This window comes from Microcoleus sp. T3_A4, from assembly GCF_036700465.1.
Lineage (GTDB): Bacteria > Cyanobacteriota > Cyanobacteriia > Cyanobacteriales > Microcoleaceae > Microcoleus.
Genome location: NZ_JAUBOY010000063.1, coordinates 1 through 16876, shown reverse-complemented (window position 1 = coordinate 16876; position 16876 = coordinate 1). Strand labels below are relative to the sequence as shown.

The 16876-nt window shown below is 46.0% G+C and carries 10 protein-coding genes; 4 read left to right on the top strand and 6 right to left on the bottom strand.

Annotated elements, in window-relative coordinates; genetic code table 11:
* Window positions 1-33: 33 nt before the first annotated feature.
* Complete coding sequence (locus QUA07_RS26295) at window positions 34-546, bottom strand: adenine phosphoribosyltransferase (RefSeq protein ID WP_333331175.1); 513 nt, start codon at window positions 544-546, stop codon at window positions 34-36.
* Between the two features lie 237 nt (window positions 547-783).
* On the opposite strand from QUA07_RS26295, the gene QUA07_RS26290 reads away from it, so the two are divergent.
* The gene (locus QUA07_RS26290; protein ID WP_333331171.1) at window positions 784-1950 is read left to right on the top strand and encodes a pyridoxal phosphate-dependent aminotransferase; all 1167 of its coding nucleotides are present in this window, start codon (window positions 784-786) and stop codon (window positions 1948-1950) included.
* Between the two features lie 113 nt (window positions 1951-2063).
* Here the strand turns inward: QUA07_RS26290 and QUA07_RS26285 are convergent, their stop codons facing one another.
* Window positions 2064-2837 carry an RNA polymerase sigma factor SigF gene (locus QUA07_RS26285; RefSeq protein WP_333331168.1) on the bottom strand — a complete coding sequence of 258 codons (774 nt, stop codon included), beginning with the start codon at window positions 2835-2837 and terminating at the stop codon, window positions 2064-2066.
* 462 nt (window positions 2838-3299) lie between these two features.
* Entirely contained in the window at window positions 3300-4142 is an 843-nt protein-coding gene (locus QUA07_RS26280) for a photosystem II manganese-stabilizing polypeptide (RefSeq protein WP_333053687.1), read from the bottom strand.
* 401 nt (window positions 4143-4543) lie between these two features.
* Here QUA07_RS26280 and QUA07_RS26275 point away from each other — a divergent pair, with 401 nt between their 5' ends.
* Entirely contained in the window at window positions 4544-4906 is a 363-nt protein-coding gene (locus QUA07_RS26275) for a hypothetical protein (protein WP_333311867.1), read from the top strand.
* A gap of 67 nt (window positions 4907-4973) precedes the next feature.
* Here the strand turns inward: QUA07_RS26275 and QUA07_RS26270 are convergent, their stop codons facing one another.
* The 3 genes from QUA07_RS26270 to QUA07_RS26260 all read right to left on the bottom strand — a co-directional run bounded on the left by QUA07_RS26270 (window position 4974) and on the right by QUA07_RS26260 (window position 13531).
* Window positions 4974-6656 (bottom strand): calcium-binding protein, encoded by a 1683-nt coding sequence (locus tag QUA07_RS26270; RefSeq protein ID WP_333331165.1) that lies wholly within the window; start codon window positions 6654-6656, stop codon window positions 4974-4976.
* Between the two features lie 306 nt (window positions 6657-6962).
* On the bottom strand, window positions 6963-12380 hold the full coding sequence (locus tag QUA07_RS26265; RefSeq protein WP_333331162.1) for an AAA family ATPase: 5418 nt from the start codon (window positions 12378-12380) through the stop codon (window positions 6963-6965).
* Window positions 12381-12544: 164 nt separating this feature from the next.
* Window positions 12545-13531 (bottom strand): AEC family transporter, encoded by a 987-nt coding sequence (locus QUA07_RS26260; protein ID WP_333331159.1) that lies wholly within the window; start codon window positions 13529-13531, stop codon window positions 12545-12547.
* A gap of 213 nt (window positions 13532-13744) precedes the next feature.
* On the opposite strand from QUA07_RS26260, the gene QUA07_RS26255 reads away from it, so the two are divergent.
* Both QUA07_RS26255 and QUA07_RS26250 read left to right on the top strand, forming a co-directional pair.
* Window positions 13745-16276: a VWA domain-containing protein gene (locus QUA07_RS26255; RefSeq protein WP_333331157.1), complete on the top strand. Its 2532-nt coding sequence runs from the start codon at window positions 13745-13747 to the stop codon at window positions 16274-16276.
* Window positions 16277-16379: 103 nt separating this feature from the next.
* Window positions 16380-16724, top strand: a complete 345-nt coding sequence (locus QUA07_RS26250; protein ID WP_333153902.1) for a hypothetical protein — start codon at window positions 16380-16382, stop codon at window positions 16722-16724.
* The last annotated feature ends 152 nt before the right edge of the window (window positions 16725-16876 follow it).

The following is a 16876-nucleotide window of genomic DNA, read 5'->3' as shown; positions in this document are numbered from 1 at the left end:
ACTGTCAACAGTCAACTGCCAACAGTTAACTAACTAATATTCAACTAGCGTGACGATCGGCACATCGGGCAATTTCTGCCTGCCGCCCAAAGCCTGCAATTCAATGATAAAAGCAAAACCGACAAGCTCGCAGCCACCTTGCTCCAACAATTTAGCCGTCGCCGCCGCTGTTCCGCCAGTGGCGATTAAATCGTCTACAATCAGCACCCGGCTGCCGGAAATCATCGCATCTTGGTGCATCTCCAGTCGATCGACACCGTATTCCAATTCGTACTCAGCAAAATGAACCGCACCAGGCAGTTTCCCTGGTTTGCGGACAGGAATAAAGCCTATTCCCATTTTATAAGCCAACGGCGCGCCAAAGATAAAGCCCCGCGATTCCATGCCCACCACATAGTCAACAGACATTGCAGAGCATTTTTCGGCTAAGCTGTCAATGGTGTAGCTCAGCCCTTGCGGGTCGCGCAGCAAAGTTGTAATGTCTCGAAACATAATTCCCGGCTTTGGGAAATCAGGAATGTCGCGAATCAGAGATTTGAGATCCATAAGCTTGCAGATCGGGGTTGAGGGTAACGAGGCATCAAAAATGCTACAATAATAACGTCAAAATTTAAAAATTTAAAAATAAAAATTAAAACTAACAGCTTCTTTAATTTTTATTCTTTAATTGCTTAATCCTTTACGTACTATGTAAACAAATGTCATAATTCCCTAACAACAGGGTTGAATATCAACATTTGTCACCCTATGATCTAAAGTCAAAAATCTAATATCTAAAATCCAATGATTAAATTGGCAGCACGAGTGGGTGAGGTTTCTCCTTCTATAACCTTGGCGATCGCCGCTAAGGCTAAAGCCATGAAGGCCGAAGGGATTGATGTCTGTAGTTTGAGTACGGGAGAACCCGACTTTGATACGCCCGAACACATTAAAGCAGCGGCAAAACAAGCTTTAGACGCGGGGAAGACTAAGTATGGCCCTGTGACTGGGGAACCGCAGTTAAAAGCTGCGATCGCCCGCAAACTCCGCGATGACAACAATCTCAACTATCAACCGGAAAATATTATTGTCACCAACGGCGGCAAGCATTCCCTCTACAATCTGATGATGGCTCTGATCGAGCCTGGACAGGAAGTAATTATTCCTGCTCCCTACTGGCTAAGCTACCCTGAAATGGTGAAACTCGCTAGTGGCAAGCCAGTAATTGTACGGACTGATGCTTCTACAGGATATAAAATTACACCGGAACAACTGAGTCGAGCGATTACTCCCAAAACCAAGTTATTTGTACTGAATTCGCCTTCTAACCCGACGGGAATGGTGTATACTCCGGCGGAAATCAAAGCCTTGGCCGAGGTGATAGTCGATCGAGATATTTTAGTCGTTGCTGACGAAATTTACGAAAAAATTATATATGACGACGCCCAACACGTCAGCATCGGTTCCCTGGGCAAAGAAATCTTCGCTCGCACCCTGATCAGCAGCGGTTTTGCTAAAGCTTACTCGATGACAGGCTGGCGAATCGGTTATTTGGCCGGGCCGATCGAATTAATCAAAGCCACCAGCACCATTCAAGGTCACAGTACCTCAAACGTGTGTACCTTTGCACAGTACGGTGCGATCGCAGCTTTGGAAAGCAGCCAAGAATCTGTCGAAACAATGCGTCTAGCTTTTGCCGAAAGGCGTCAGGTAATATTTGAATTACTCGATGCTGTCCCTGGAATTAGCTGTATTAAACCAGACGGTGCTTTCTATATGTTTGTCAACATCAGCAAGACGGGAATGAATTCTTTGGAATTTTGCGACGCTTTCTTAGAACAGCAGCAAGTAGCAGTTATTCCGGGGATTGCGTTTGGTGCAGACGACCATATTCGCTTGTCTTACGCCACTGATTTAGGCACAATTAAAAAAGCCGTAGAAAGGCTCGATAAATTTGTCCGTAGCATCTAAAAATTAGTCTGTTGACTGTTGACTGTTAACTGTTGACTGTTAACGGTTAACGGTTGACTGTTAACTGTTCACTGTTCACAACTGACAACTGACAACCAACAACTGACTAATAACTAAAGCTGTTTTGTCATAATCTCTTTGAGCAAATCCAGCCCCTTCTTAACTCGCCGAGAAACAGTCACCGCACTGATACCCAAGCGTTCAGCCGTTTCCTTCTGCGTCAAATCGTAGAGAAACACAAACTCCAATATCTCGCGAGTCCGTTGTTCCAACATAGCCAAAGCTTGCTGTACGCGAATTTGATCCTCTTGCGCCAACTGAAAACTCCGATACTTGCTATCGGGAACCAATTCTCCCAGACAAGTCGCCCCCTCATCTTCATCTTGCATCGGCGCGTCCAAACTCAGAGGCGATCGGTTCAGATGAGCCAGCTTAATTTCTTGCCATTCTTCTACAGAAACCTCAAGGACTGCTGCTACTTCAGCATCCGTAGGTTTGCGGTTGAACTGCACCTGCAACTCCTTGATCGCTGCTACTGATTTGCGTTCCAGGGATTGCCAGTGGCGGGGAAATCGCACAGAAGGGCTTTTGTCCCGCAAGTAGTGTTGAATTTCGCCCCGAATGTAGGGAATGGCAAAGGAACTAAAAGCGTGCCCCTTCGCGATATCAAACCGCTCGATCGCCCTGATCAACCCAATACATCCGACTTGCAGTAAATCGTCGTAGCTTTCACCGCACTGGTTGATCCAGTGGTAAACTTCTTTTCTGACCAGTCCAATATTCAGTTTAACTAACTGATTGCGGATTTCATTCGATCCAGAAAGTTGGTACTCGCGCAACAATTGCAAATTTTCGCTTTTTAGCTCGTTCGGCAGTGTGGTAGACATGGTGGCATAAGGGTGGGTAGAGCAGAGGACTGAAGTTGCTTTAGATCTAGTTTCCAATCTAGTCTAAAAAAATTCACTTTTAGGTAGTGTAATCCTAGCACTTAATAGGTGTGATAGCGGACACACCAGTTGAGTTTTCGGTACGTGAACGGATTTAGCGGGATTCTCCGCATTTTTTCGGCATAAGGCAGACTTTTACCAGGTAGAACGCCTTCGACCGCATCCCCAATTTAACCAGGTTTTTTGAAAAAAATATTATAAGCTGAAAGCGGTTTGAATACAATACTTTAATTAATAAAAAATCCCAACTTCATAACTTGCGAATGACCACTATTCAATCATAAATTTAGTCATTAGTCAACAGTCCTAAGTTATGTTGCTCAAGACTGTTGGCTAATGAAGGGCGAGCAGGAGCTTTATGGCTAGAAACTGCTCAAGTTCGATCGATCCAGAAAGCCAATTTTATGACACAGAAGGCTCAATGCGAGCGTAAAACAAACCCCGAATTTTCACGTCCAGAGCCGGTCTAGCTCCCAAATCAGTATCAGAAGGCTGCGTGCTCTCAAAAATCCCGCCAACTTCGCCAGTGGCGCTGTTGACTTTAGCAACTTGGAGAGAAATTTTGCCAGCTTTGGTGCGGGTGTCAGCCACCTTAACATTAGCCCGCACACGTTTGGAATTATCAGAAGCCGGAAGCGCTACAGCATTGTCATAGCCAGTCGATACCCCGCGAGCTTTAGGGTCTAAAAAGCCTGCGCTGCGGTAAGAAGGAACGTTAAACTCCCCTCGCAAATCGGTGGAAGTATTGATAGCAACTACTCCCGGTTCGGAACTGGCCACTAGCTGTTTAATGGTAAACAAGAAAGGTACTTGCTCTCCGCCCGGTAACTGAATCGTAATAGCTTGAAAATCCAAGCCGTCTTCTTCTGTGAAAGTCAGAGTGCCGTCAGTACCGACCTTGAGCGTACCTTGAACTTGGTCAATGCTCGACGTGAACCGTGTCAGCAATTTACCAGGCACAAATTCCGCTTCTTGGCGTTTGTTTGCTGGTTCTTCCTTCACAAAATAAGTTGTGGGCTGCAAACACAAACCAGTCAGTTTATAGGTGGCGCCCGCTTCGATGGGGATCGATCCCCGAGAAGTTTCTGCCAAGCTAGGGCAGTTATTAGCCAAGCCAGTACCTCTAATCTGGTCGTAGGTGAGCAACTCGGTAGTTGCCACCGTCGTGTCAGAAGCAGAAGAACAAGCAACCAGCGCACTCATGCAAAAAGCTAAAAGTGCAACAATTAAAGCACGATATTTCATTGCAAACCTCAATATCCAACATCGGATTATATTAAGAAAAAGCCCTAGTTCGAGCAAAATATAATTGCCCGCCGGCAGGCTAGGCCAGCGCTTAGGGTAGCATTTAGATCCTGATCCCTCGCTTCACCGAGACCGGCATTGACTCAAAAAATCAAGCTAGTGCGCCGTGAAAATAAGCATGAACTTATGATTTCTCAATCATGTTCGGATCGCAGCCCAATACACATGGTACGACGGGTTGTGCTCTTTTCCTGACTTGGACTGCAAATTAATATTGCTTAAGTCAACCTACTTAAGTTACTTTGCTTATGACCCCGAATGGCGATCGCGACTAGCTCGATTAGTCGGTTGACCAAAAGGCTGGGGACAAAGGCCTTGTAGATTTCAAAGGAAGCAGCAGTATGGACAACGGCAAAGATTTAGAGTCAGAAAAGTTGCAGTCTCAAATGCAATCGCTGACAGAGGCGATTCGGACTTTAGGCGAAAGTTGTCAGGGAGACAGTCTGCTGCTTTTGGCCCTGCTGCGGAGGCTGGAAGCTTCGCACCGGGAAATTCGGGACGGTTTATTTCAAGCGTCTTTTCCCGACAACCGCCAAGCACTTTACAAACTGCTTAGGAATATTGAAGCCAATGGCGGCTGGCCTTACATCCACCGCATGAAACTTCGATCGCTCTTGGGGTACAGCCAACAATTATCTCCCCTAGAAGATTCTCCAGCCGAGTCGCCAGAAGACTCGGCCGAAACTCCCCAAGACGTTAAATAGTTTTGAGTGATGAGTTTATTGAGTTTTACATTAACTCATAACTCATCACTGAGCGGCGCGATCGCGCCTACAACCCCGAAGGTGGAGGAAAAGGTGTAGGAAAAGGTATCTGGTTCGGCACCGCCGTCGGGAAGCTCGGCATCTGGCCGGGCATTGGCAATAGTCCGGGAGTCGGGGGGATCGAACTAATTGATAGCAGAGGCGAATCAGGCACGCTAACAGTCGGCGGAATCGGAATCCTCGTAGCAGTCGGCGTCGGAGTCGGAGTTGGTGCTGCTGTGGGAGTCGGAGTTGGTGCTGCTGTGGGAGTCGGAGTTGGTGCTGCTGTGGGAGTCGGAGTCGGTGCTGCTGTGGGAGTCGGCGTCGGTGCTGCTGTGGGAGTCGGAGTCGGCGTCGGAGTCGGCGTCGCTGGTTCCGTGAGAGTCGGCGTCGCTTCTTCCGTGGGAGTTGGAGTCGGTGCTTCCGTGGGAGTTGGAGTCGGTGCTTCCGTGGGAGTTGGAGGCGGAGTTGGAAGTGATTCTGTAGTTGAAGTTTGAGGTTGAGCTGGATCTGTAATTGTGCTTGTAACTGTAGTTGTAGTTGTAGTGGTAATGGTGGTTGGCCTGGGAGTAGCCGTCCCAGTCACAGCGATAAAATCATTCGCTTCGATCAGCGCCGCCGGAGTGTCGATCAAAATTGCTAAAAGCTTGCCGTCGAGTGTCGTAATTACTGTATCCCTGACATTTGCACCGTTGCCTTGGGTAACTAGCAGTTGAGCGAAAGATAAATTGCTCGGCAGTCCAAAGAAATCCTCTGTGTCATTGTAATCAGTAATTAAAGCCAGACTGCCAGGCCCGGCTCCCAATCCAAAAACATCGCTGCCGCTGCCGCCAGTCAGAGTATCCGAACCCTCGCCTCCGATTAAAGAATCATTACCCTCTGCTCCAAATAAATTGTCATTGCCAAAACCGCCCAAAATTGTATCGTCGCCGATACCTCCAGCCAAGGAGTCATCGCCAAAACCACCGTCGATACCATCATTACCTTTGCCACCAAACAGAAAGTCATTACCTTCTTCTCCCAGTACCGAGTCGTCGGCTTCATCGCCGCGAAGGGTATCGGAACCGGTGCCGCCAAAAACTGTATCGTCAGCCTTGCCGCCGAATATCTGGTCATTACCAGCATCTCCGAAGAGCGAATCGTTGTCGGCATTGCCGTACAAAGTGTCGTCGCCGTCGCCGCCGGTCAAATAATCGTTGCCCTCAGCGCCCAACATTTGATCTCTACCACTGCCGCCGTTGAGAGAATCGTTCCCCGCATTCCCGTAGAGAAAGTCGTCATCAGCATTCCCGAACACGGAATCGTCGCCGTCATTCCCTGTGAGGGTGTCGTTGCCAGTACCGCCGGCAATTACATCAAAGCCTCCGTTGCCAAAAACTAAGTCGTCCCCTGCATCTCCCAACACGCTGTCTATCCCGTCGTTGCCTTCGAGGATGTCGTTGCCTAAACCGCCACGAATCGAGTCGTCGCCGTTTCCGCCGGAAGCAAAATCGCGGCCTTGGTTGCCAATAAGTTCGTCATTTCCTTCACCGCCAATCAGCGAATCTGCTCCGTCACTTCCAAGAAGCTGGTCGTTGCCGCCGTCGCCCTCTAGGGTGTCATCTCCTCCCGCACCCAGGAGCGAATCATCGCCATCTAAGGCGCGAATTCGATCGCTCAGCGGAGTTCCTAGAATAAAGTCGTTGCTGTCTGTGCCGATCAGGTTTGCCATACGGGATACACCGGTCCTCAATAAAATAAATTGTTTGAAATTATGTTAATCGCCTTCGTGACAAGGGATTGCTGCTTGCCTAGGTTAGCATAATTGAGATTTTGGCAATCTGGCGAAGGGGCGCTGGAAGTTTTGCTCGTGTCCGCAGTTGCGATCGGGGCTGGTATAATGCCCGATTAGTCATTAGTCATTAGTCATTAGTCATTAGTCATTAGTCATTAGTCATTAGTCATTAGTCAACAGTTAACAGTCATCAGTTAACAGTCAACACTCCGCAGTCAACAGTCATCAGTCAACAGTCAACTTTTATTCAGTAACAGGTAACACTATCTCAAATTCACTCCCTCCCGCCAAAATAGAATTGACATTAATTGTTCCGCCGTGGGTTTCGACTACAATCTGGCGGGCGATCGCCAATCCTAACCCAGTACCTTTTCCTACTGCCTTCGTGGTAAATAAATGGTCAAAAATCCGCTGTTTTACTGCTTCAGTCATACCCGCACCGTTATCGGCAATCTGAATTTTGATATGTCGATCACCCGACAGACTGGTACGAACAGTGATACAGTGTGGATTTGCTTTAATTGCCTCCAAACTGCGTCCTTGGTTTGATTCTTCTAGGGCATCGATCGCGTTAGCAAGCAGGTTCATAAAGACTTGGTTCAGTTGACCAGGAAAGCATTCGATAGGGGGGAGATTGCCGTAGTCTGTGACGACTTCGATCGCAGGATGGTGTTCGTTGGCTTTGAGCCGGTGTTTCAAAATTAAGATGGTGCTGTCAATGCCCTCATGGATATTAAACGGAACTTTGTAGTCTTTATCGGCTCTGGAGAAGGTGCGGAGGCTGGTGCTAATGCCGCGAATGCGATCGCACCCCACTTTCATCGACAACAGCATCTTGGGCAAATCTTCTAAGGCATACTCTAAATCAATCTCCTCAGCATCTTCTTCAATTTCTTTGCCAGGATTGGGCAGTTTTTCTTGATATAATTTTAAGTGATTAATCAAATCTTTAATCGTGGTTGTTGCTTCCTCAATATTGCCGCTAATAAAGCCGACAGGATTATTAATTTCGTGGGCTATTCCTGTGACTAGATTGCCCAACGTGGACATTTTTTCGCTTTGCACGATCTGTAACTGTGCTTGCTGCAAATCAAGGAGCGATCGCTCTAATTCTTTTGCATAAGCTTGAGATTGTTGGTACAATCGAGCATTTTCTATAGAGATAGCCGCTTGGGCGCACAAAAGTTGAATAACTTCTGTGCGATCTTCTGTAAATGCACCAATTGTCAAGTTATTTTCTAGATATAGCAACCCGATTAATTTACCCTGATTTAAAATGGGCGCGCACAGCACACTTTTGGGCTTTTTCTGTATCAAATACGGATCGGCAATAAAATCCTTTTGTACTGCTGCATAATCCAAAACGACAGTTTTCCAAGTCCGCTTAACATAGTTGACCACAGCAGAGGGAAAGTCGTCGCTGGCTGACAGCGGTACAGATATTGAGATGACATCTTGATTGAAGGAGGCTACGGCTTCGATGGCGAGATTCCCATCCTTCATCAATAGCAGAACAGCTTTTTTTGCCCCGGCATTTTCCATCACGACAGACATCAATCCAGCCAGCAATTTTTCTAATTTAATTTCACTCGATAGAGTTTGGGAAGCTTTGAGAATAGCCGCGAAATCGAGGGTTTCGTAAATATTGTTGCTGCTCGATAGAATTGTTTGGAATCTTTGAGGTAAAATTGACGATTTATTGATTGGGTGGAGGCGGGTTTCGCAGATTAAACAACGATTTTCTCTTGCCTGCAATATGGGAGCAAGAAGTTGGGGATACCGTTTTTCTAAGTCATCGATTTTGGCTTTCGCACCCCAGCGAGCATAACAGTAGTAGGCTTCTTGCATATAAGCTTGCGCTACTTTTTCTTTGCCCCAGTCGAGGTAGAATTTAGCTGCTAGTTCGTTAGCGAGAGCTTCTTCTTGGATGTATTCGTTTTCTTTCGCTCCAGAAATGGCGCCATCGTACATTTCAATAGCTTCTGCCCTCTGTCTGGCAACTCGGTATTTCTCTGCTTCTACCAACTGCCACTTATGCAAATAATTCATGGGGGCGTGTTCGGCCCAATGCTGCAACTTACTTTGATTTTCCTGAACTCGTTGCGACTGCGTTTCTAACTCAGCATCGGACTCAGGAGTGGCAAGGGCTATGAGTGAGTCATAGAAATATAAACCTGCTTCGCAAGTAGTTCCTACGGTTCCCGCTATATACTGTCTTGCTCGATCAACATCTGCGGAGGCCCGAGCAATGTCTTCCAGCAGGAATCTCAACGTTGCCCTGTAGAAATAGAAGATGCAGAGTCGGTAAAAATCGTTAGAGGCAAGCGACTCAGAAACCAGCTTCTCATCATAGCCTTCCACTTCAAAGGAAATCTCAAAGTTGTTTGGATTACCCAATAAAAACAGCGTTGTTTCCCAAAAAACCGAACAATAATTTGCCGTTGCTAGTTGGTTGAGGTCGAATAATTGCTGACGGTATGCCCGAATTTGGGGCTCAAGTTCTGCCAAAGGTTGACCGCACCAGTAGGAATTTAGACAGAATCCCTGCCCATTATACCCGACAAACTCTAGATTGCCTGTTTCTAATGCGACTTGATAGCCTGCCTGAAGAATGGGGAGAGTTTCCCGCAAGTGCGATTTGTGATGGTGCAAACAGATCCCGAGCGCAGCAAAAGTTGCAGAGCGAATATTTTTGGCCTCCGCCCCACTGGCAAGACGATAAGCTAATCGGCAAAACCGATCGGCTACTGTCACATCTTGTAGAAAGTTGTTGAGAATCATCCCATAACAACCATAGCTATAAGCTGAAGTACGACTGTTGCCATATTGGATAGATAAATTTACCTGTAAGGCAGTCACCAGTGCAAACAAAGACGAACCAACCAGATAACAAACTGACCCCATACTTGCCGCCACTTGCATCGTGGCCAGTTTTTGGGGGTTTACCATCGCTGGCAGATCGAATAACTCTTCAATCGGTCGATCGGCGATCGAGCTATTAATTTCCTGCACTGCTTGCTGAATATCTTCTGATGTAGGGCGATCGGGCAACTCAACTCCTAATTCTTTGAGACTCAACAAACCGATAGCAATTGCTTCTAAAAACTTGTTCTGGGACGATAATGCCTGAATTTTGACGATGTAAACGCTGACTCGCTCTAGGGGAGTTCTGGTATGATGAATCACAGTATCAATCCACTGATTCATCTGGTCAAATTCGCCACAGAGTGAAGCCACTTCTGCGGCTATGTCGTGCAAGTTCAAGGTCATCTCGTACTGTCGTTGCCAAGCGCTCTCTCCAAGCAAATTTAGCCCGATCGCAGCATACTCGCGAGCAGCTTGATAAGCAGTAGCAGCTCTGGCTTTGCGGCAAGCCGTGAGGTTTAGTTGTGCCAAATCATCACGTTGTGTTTGGTCTTCAATCAGCGCAATACCATAATTCAACTGATTGACAACTGAAAAAATTTGCTCTTCTATAGCTGCAGGTGAAATTTGCTGGATCAGCAATTGTCCAATCTGATAGTGAACTCGCGCTCGCTCTTGTTCGGGAATTAAAGAATAGGCGGCTTGCTGAACGCGATCGTGCAAAAACTTGTAATTTACCACCTCCGAATTTTCGGTCTCCTCCCGTCTTTCTCGCCCCATATAAAACTTGTATATTTCACTTTCAGGCAGGATTAACCCCTCTTGCAAAGCCTTCCACAAATCCGCCGCCGTTTCGGTTTCCAGTTGCTTGGAAACAACTGCCAAAGTCCCCAAATCAAAGTGATTCCCAACACAAGCAGCCAACTTCAACACATTCTGAGTCGCGGGCGGCAATTTTTGCAACTGCAACGCCATAAACTCGACCACATCATCCGTCAGCGCTGCCTCCCGAACTCGCACAATATCGCACTGCCAGTAACCAGCAAGCCGATCAAACTCAATCAGCCCATCCTGATGCAGTGCTTTGAGAAACTGCGTTGCAAAAAAGGGATTTCCCTGGGTTTTTTGTGCCACCAATTCCGCCAACGGTATTGCCCAAGATGGATCGCAATTGAGCGTATCAGCAACCAAATGATTTAGACTTGTTGAACTCAACGGTTCCAGGGTAATAGTATTCACCGTTGCCCCACCTTTGACCACTGCATCCAGTGTCTGCATCAACGGATGTGCTGCCAATACTTCATTATCTCGGTAGGCACCAATTACTAATAAATAGCCGGTTTCCGACTCGGTAACAAGCAGTTGCATTAACCGCAGCGAGGCGGAATCTGCCCACTGCAAATCATCCAAAAACATCACCAGGGGATGTTCTGGCTTTGTGAACACCTTAATAAAGTTTTGAAACAGCAAATTAAACCGATTTTGTGCCGCAGTTCCTGATAATTCCAGTGCGGGTGGTTGTTTCCCAATAATTCTTTCGAGTTCGGGAATTACTTCAATAATGACTTGACCGTTATCGCCCAGTGCTTGGAATATTTGAGTTTGCCAATTTTTCAACATTTCGTCACTTTCGCTCAGCACTTGTCCGATTAAATCTCGAAATGCTTGGACAAAAGCTGAGAAAGGAATATTGCGGTTAAATTGGTCAAATTTGCCTTTGATGAAATAGCCGCGCTGGCGGACAATTGGTTTGTGAACTTCATGCACAATTGCAGTTTTCCCAATCCCCGAAAAACCTGCTACTAGCATCATTTCAGTTGTGCCACTACTGACGCGATCAAAGGCTTGGAGTAGGGTTTCTACTTCAGTTTCGCGACCATAGAGTTTTTCTGGTATAATGAATCGATCGCCAACATCCCTCTGCGCGATCGCAAAACTCTTTATCCTACCGTTTTCTTCAAGTTGCTCCAAACAACATTCTAAATCGAATTTCAGCCCTAACGCACTCTGATAGCGGTCTTCGGCATTTTTCCCCATTAATTTGCTGACAATCTCCGAGAGTACAGGCGGGATTTCAGGATTGATTTCATGCAGTGATGGTGGTTGCTTCGCAATATGACAGTGTACTAATTCCATCACATCGTTGGATTGAAACGGCAATCGTCCCGCCAGCAATTCGTAAAAAGTCACGCCCAAAGAGTAAAAGTCAGTGCGGTAGTCTATGCGGCGATTCATCCTTCCCGTTTGTTCGGGAGAAAAATAGCCGAGTGTCCCTTCCAGCAGGTTAGGATTCATCAGGGTTTGAGTTTCCCTTGGTAGCAAAGATGCAATATTAAAGTCAATGAGTTTGACTTGTTTTGTTTGGGGATGAATTAAAATATTGGCGGGTTTAATGTCTTTGTGAATTATCCGGTGGCGGTAGAGTATATCTAATATATTGCTCAGGTCGATCGCCACTTGCAAAAACTCGATCAGAGTCGGCCGAGTTTCCCTTTTTTCCGTCCATTCCTTCAGAGAAATTCCCCCAAAGTCTTCCATTACCAACGCATAGCTGTTGTGGTAGGTTTCCAAGCTGTAGGTTTCGATGATTCCGGGCAAGTTGAGGTTTTTGGCGATCGTGTACTGATTACGAAATTGCACCAGTTCGCTGAAGCTGGGATACTGACTCCGCAAGACTTTGATGGCGACCAGTTTTTGGTCGCCAGTGCGGAAAGCTCGATAAACTAGGGTGCGATTTCCTGAGTAAATGCGAGCGAGAATTTGATAACCTGTCAATGTAAAATTTATACTTGCCATACTTTTATTCTTCCCGTCCTCCGCCGGCTATTTCCACATTAGCAGAAGCCAATACACTTTCCCTGTCCAGTGATTGTTAAATTAATATGACATAGAGCGCTCAAAAATTGTGATGGGGATCACTGAAACAATACACTTTTTAAACTTACCAAATCCTATTTTTATTAAAAATTAAATAGCCTCATCCATAGGGGAATAGTGAATAATAAACTAACGCAGCCGAGGCCGATCGCAGTTACGGCTAATTCGCGATCCAGATTGAAAGCTTCTGCCAACAACGTAGTACCAAAAGCAGGAGGCATCGCCATTTGCAGCACTAGCACAAGTCGCGGCGCGCCCGCGATCCCCAAAAATGTTAATCCCGTGCCAATTACCAAGGGAATTAACAACATTTTAATCGCCAGACAAGCCAAAACTTGTTTGAGGTTGTGCAAGGAATTCAACTTGCTCAACTGCATCCCGATCGTAATTAAAGATAAAGTAATTACCGTCCAAGCACCTGTTGTTAACAATTCTGCGATTGGTGCCGACAGTGGCAAGCTGCGCGAGACAAATCCTAAACCAAAAGCCCACAGTGCCGGATTCATAAAAATTGCCTGCAGGGGTGTTAACCAACTCTGAGGGCGATCGCTTTTACCGCAGTGAGAAGCAATAGCAACTCCCAGTATATTGATTGCTATGGTAGTGCCTAGCAAGTCGTAAAACAACGCCCAGGCAAAGTGTTCCGAACCCAATAAGGACAAGGTGACGGGAATGCCTAAAAAACCCGTATTACCCACCATCGTTGCCAATAAGAAGCTGCCTTGAGTGGGCAAACTCCAAGCGCTGGTGTGTTCCCGGCTATTTTGGGCGATCGGATTAAGAGTCTTGAAACGTTCCTCGCCCACACCGAAATTGATCAAAATCCAAGCGAGTCCTCCACCTGCTAGAATTGCCGCCCAAGCTATCAGCGGCGCCATCCAAATAGCGCCCGACAAATTGGCGCGGCGGATGAAAGCAACAATGCTCAATGGCGTGCCAAAGAAGAAAAGAAACTTGGCTAAATATGTAGAATAGCTTCTTGGTAGCTGGCGGCCGAGGAAAAATCCCAACGCCACCCATCCGATCAGATTTATATAAAGTTTGAGCAGTGGATTTTCTAAATAAAGCATGATTTACTAAATATTTACTAAACGACTTACGCACATATACTACGTTTGCCAAAAAAGCCCACCTTTACCCTACCGCCGCAGTTTCCCCTGGCACTGCAGCGCTAAATATTAATGCTTATTCAGCTTCGCAGATAATTTTCTCGACAGGCCTTGACATCCACAGAAGCGCGTGTGAAAATGAGGTTGAAGAATAAATCAACATAGGTGAAAACTATGGCACGGCAAGCAAAACAATCATCTCAAGCCAAAAGTTCCAGCAGCCAAGCAGCCTCCAATACTCGCACCAAATTTACCCTCTACAATTTTGCCGGAAACGCAAAGGCATTCTATCTAGTCGATCGCATTAATTTAGAAAGAAAGCCCGGTGATATCCCAGAAAAATCCGTCGCTCACAGCATCATCATCATCGACCGTTCCGGCTCAATGTATTATGACTTAGAACCGCTGAAAGAAACCCTAATCAAGCTTTTGACCTTAGACGAGTACAACAACTACCAGCTAATTGTCAGCCTGATTTCCTATGCTAGCAATCGGGACGTAATTTGTCATTTCCAGCGAATTCCCATTCAAGAAGTGCTGAAGTTTGACTCTCAATACATCAAAGAAATTCAAAAAATCCACACGGCGGGATCTACCTGCATATCGCAGTCGATGGAACTCGCTAAATCTCTGGTTAAAGCGGGAGAAATGACAGCGATCAATTTGCACACAGACGGCTATGCAAATGACCCCAGTGCCAATTCGGAAGCTGCAAAACTAGGGGAAATTTGCGAAGAACTAAAAGACATGGATGTGTTTGCCAACACGATATCCTATGCCTCTGCTGACTTCAAACTTCTCTCCAAAATCGCCAACACATTATCGGGAAATTGCATCCGCGCTGGCGAAGTCAAAATGGTTTATGATGCTCTTTACGACAGCACAAAACTGTTAGGCAGTTCCGTTGCACCTCCGCTGGAAGAACCGTTAATTAAGGAATATGATTATCAAGTTTTTGTTTCCAAAAGTGGCAAGAAAATCAACGGTTCATCGAGCACGCTGAAAATCTGCGGGCTGAAAGCAGAGGATCGCGGACTGTTTTACAAATATCAGAAAGTCGCCAAAGATGAGTATGACAAACTAGATGTTCCCGTGGCTCAAACTGATGAGTTGGTGTTGGCTTTTGCGAAAGCTAACCTCGCTGACGGCAATTTAAATACGGCTAAGTATGCGCTGGCGAGCACCTTCGACGCTACTTTGACGGAAAAACACGCGAAAGCTTTGACAAATGCCCAAATAGCCGAGTTTACGGAAGATTTGGAAGAGGCTGTTTTTGCGCCTGATGTGTTGAAAAATCATGAAATTGGCGATCGGGTAAAAGTCAGCGATAAAATTTCCCTGCTGGAGTTGATCGAGATATTGGAGGAAAACGGCAACAGCATCATCATCAACTTGAAACACTTGCAAGAAAATTATCAGCGAAAAGGTTTGAAGCGAATTGAAGGAAAGCGAGACGAAAACGGCAACCTTGTCAAGCCTTGGCTGAAAACTGAATTCTTAGATGGTGGCGAATACGTGCAAATGGGTTCATTTGCGATCAATCAAAATACCGCTACCATCAATATGCTGATTACCCGAAAAGCTAAGCTGGTAAAAGTTGAGGATGGAACTTTAATCGCAGAAGTGGCGGGAATTCTCGTTACAGACCTCAATACTTTCAACAATTATACCATTGTCAGCGACGGCGAAGTTAATATTAAGTCGCTGCGAACCAAAATCAGCAGCAAACCAGTGTTTGATTTGCTCAAAAAATGCGGTGTCCTGGAAAAAGACGGTTCGCCCGTGCAAGAATTTGATTTCCGTTCAGAGTACGATATTAAGTTAGAGACTTTGCCCCTCGTGCCTTTTGACGGGCGTTACGGCCGCCTTGACGGAGTGTTTGAGGAACTCGCAGAAATCAAAATTCTCTCTAGCATTCTCTCGGCTCATTTGAAGGAGGAATCCGAGGCTTACACTGCGGAACAATTGGAAGAATTGAAACAGCATTATCTGTCAAAAAGCCTTTACATCAACTTTCCGACGACGACGGAATACACAGATTTAAAAAGTGCGATCGCCAACGGTTCAGTAGATTCGCGAGTCAGCTACAAAATCGACATCGGCAGCAAAAACATCCTCAACTTTGGCAAATTGCACTCGGCCAACAAATTTCTCGATCGCCTTTATGAAGTTTACCACAAAAACACGGGCGAAAAGCTAGCAAAACCGACATTTGACATCACGTTAGATGAGCCTGTTGTCTTCGCACACAAAACGCTGTCATCCCGAACAAAAATTACCAAAGTTGACGACTTGATGAAACTGATTTTCGATGAGTTTTTGGGGTTGGAGGATAACGGAATTGTTAGCGCTACTTTAGCCAAAGTGGGTGCAGATAGTTTGCTGCGGCTTTTGCAAGCGAAATGGCAGGAAGAAGATGTCAAGCGAGAGGAGTTTGTCGCTGCTTTAGCTAATGCGAATGATCGACTGGAAGCTTATGCCGAAAAAGTGTATTGCGAAAAAGTTTCACCGCTGGTTTTCTATATCGGTTCTACCGGACTTATCCCGGATGAAATGGAGGCAAAAGCGGCGACTGCTGAGGAAATTAATTATAAATACGGCAACTTGCAATTTTCTAAAGATGAGCAAGAGGGGATGTTTTTTGAAGTGGGAGACTGCATTATTAGCGTGTATGCTAAGAATGAGTATTTCACGGTAGGGAAGTAGGAATTCGGGTGGGCAAAAGCCCACCTTGGTTAAATAGTTAAATATGGTTGATTGAAATGAACTGCAAAGGCGTAGTCGATAGTAACAAATCAGGTCAAAAAATATGGATACACCACCACTCCCACAACCAAAACTCGATCGCACACCGATCACTTTCGATCAATATGCAGCCTACACCCCCGAAAAGCTAGAACTGCGGCATGGTTTCTATGGCTATGGAGGGCAAGACTTGACAGGTTTTTATCTTGCAGTATTGGCAAATATGGGGTTACGGGAAGCTGTTCGCCAGGTACCGCTTTCACTATGGCTAGAAGCAATTCAAGAGTTAGCTTTCCAAAATCCTAAACTCAACTTTGATACTGAAACTGGGGAAGCTATGCTTAACAGCTTGAACCGAGGATTGGAAGATTTGCAAGCAGTTGCAGAGTATTTGGAAGAACAAGCTTAGTCGCGGTACACACAGCAAAAATGAAACGCGATTCGTTTATACTGTAAGGGCGGTATCCCCGTACCCGCCCTCTACTTAGGGTTTGCTGAATAATCGATCGCAAACTAAGAACAGGAGCTCACGATATATTCAAGCAGAGTTAAATATAAGTT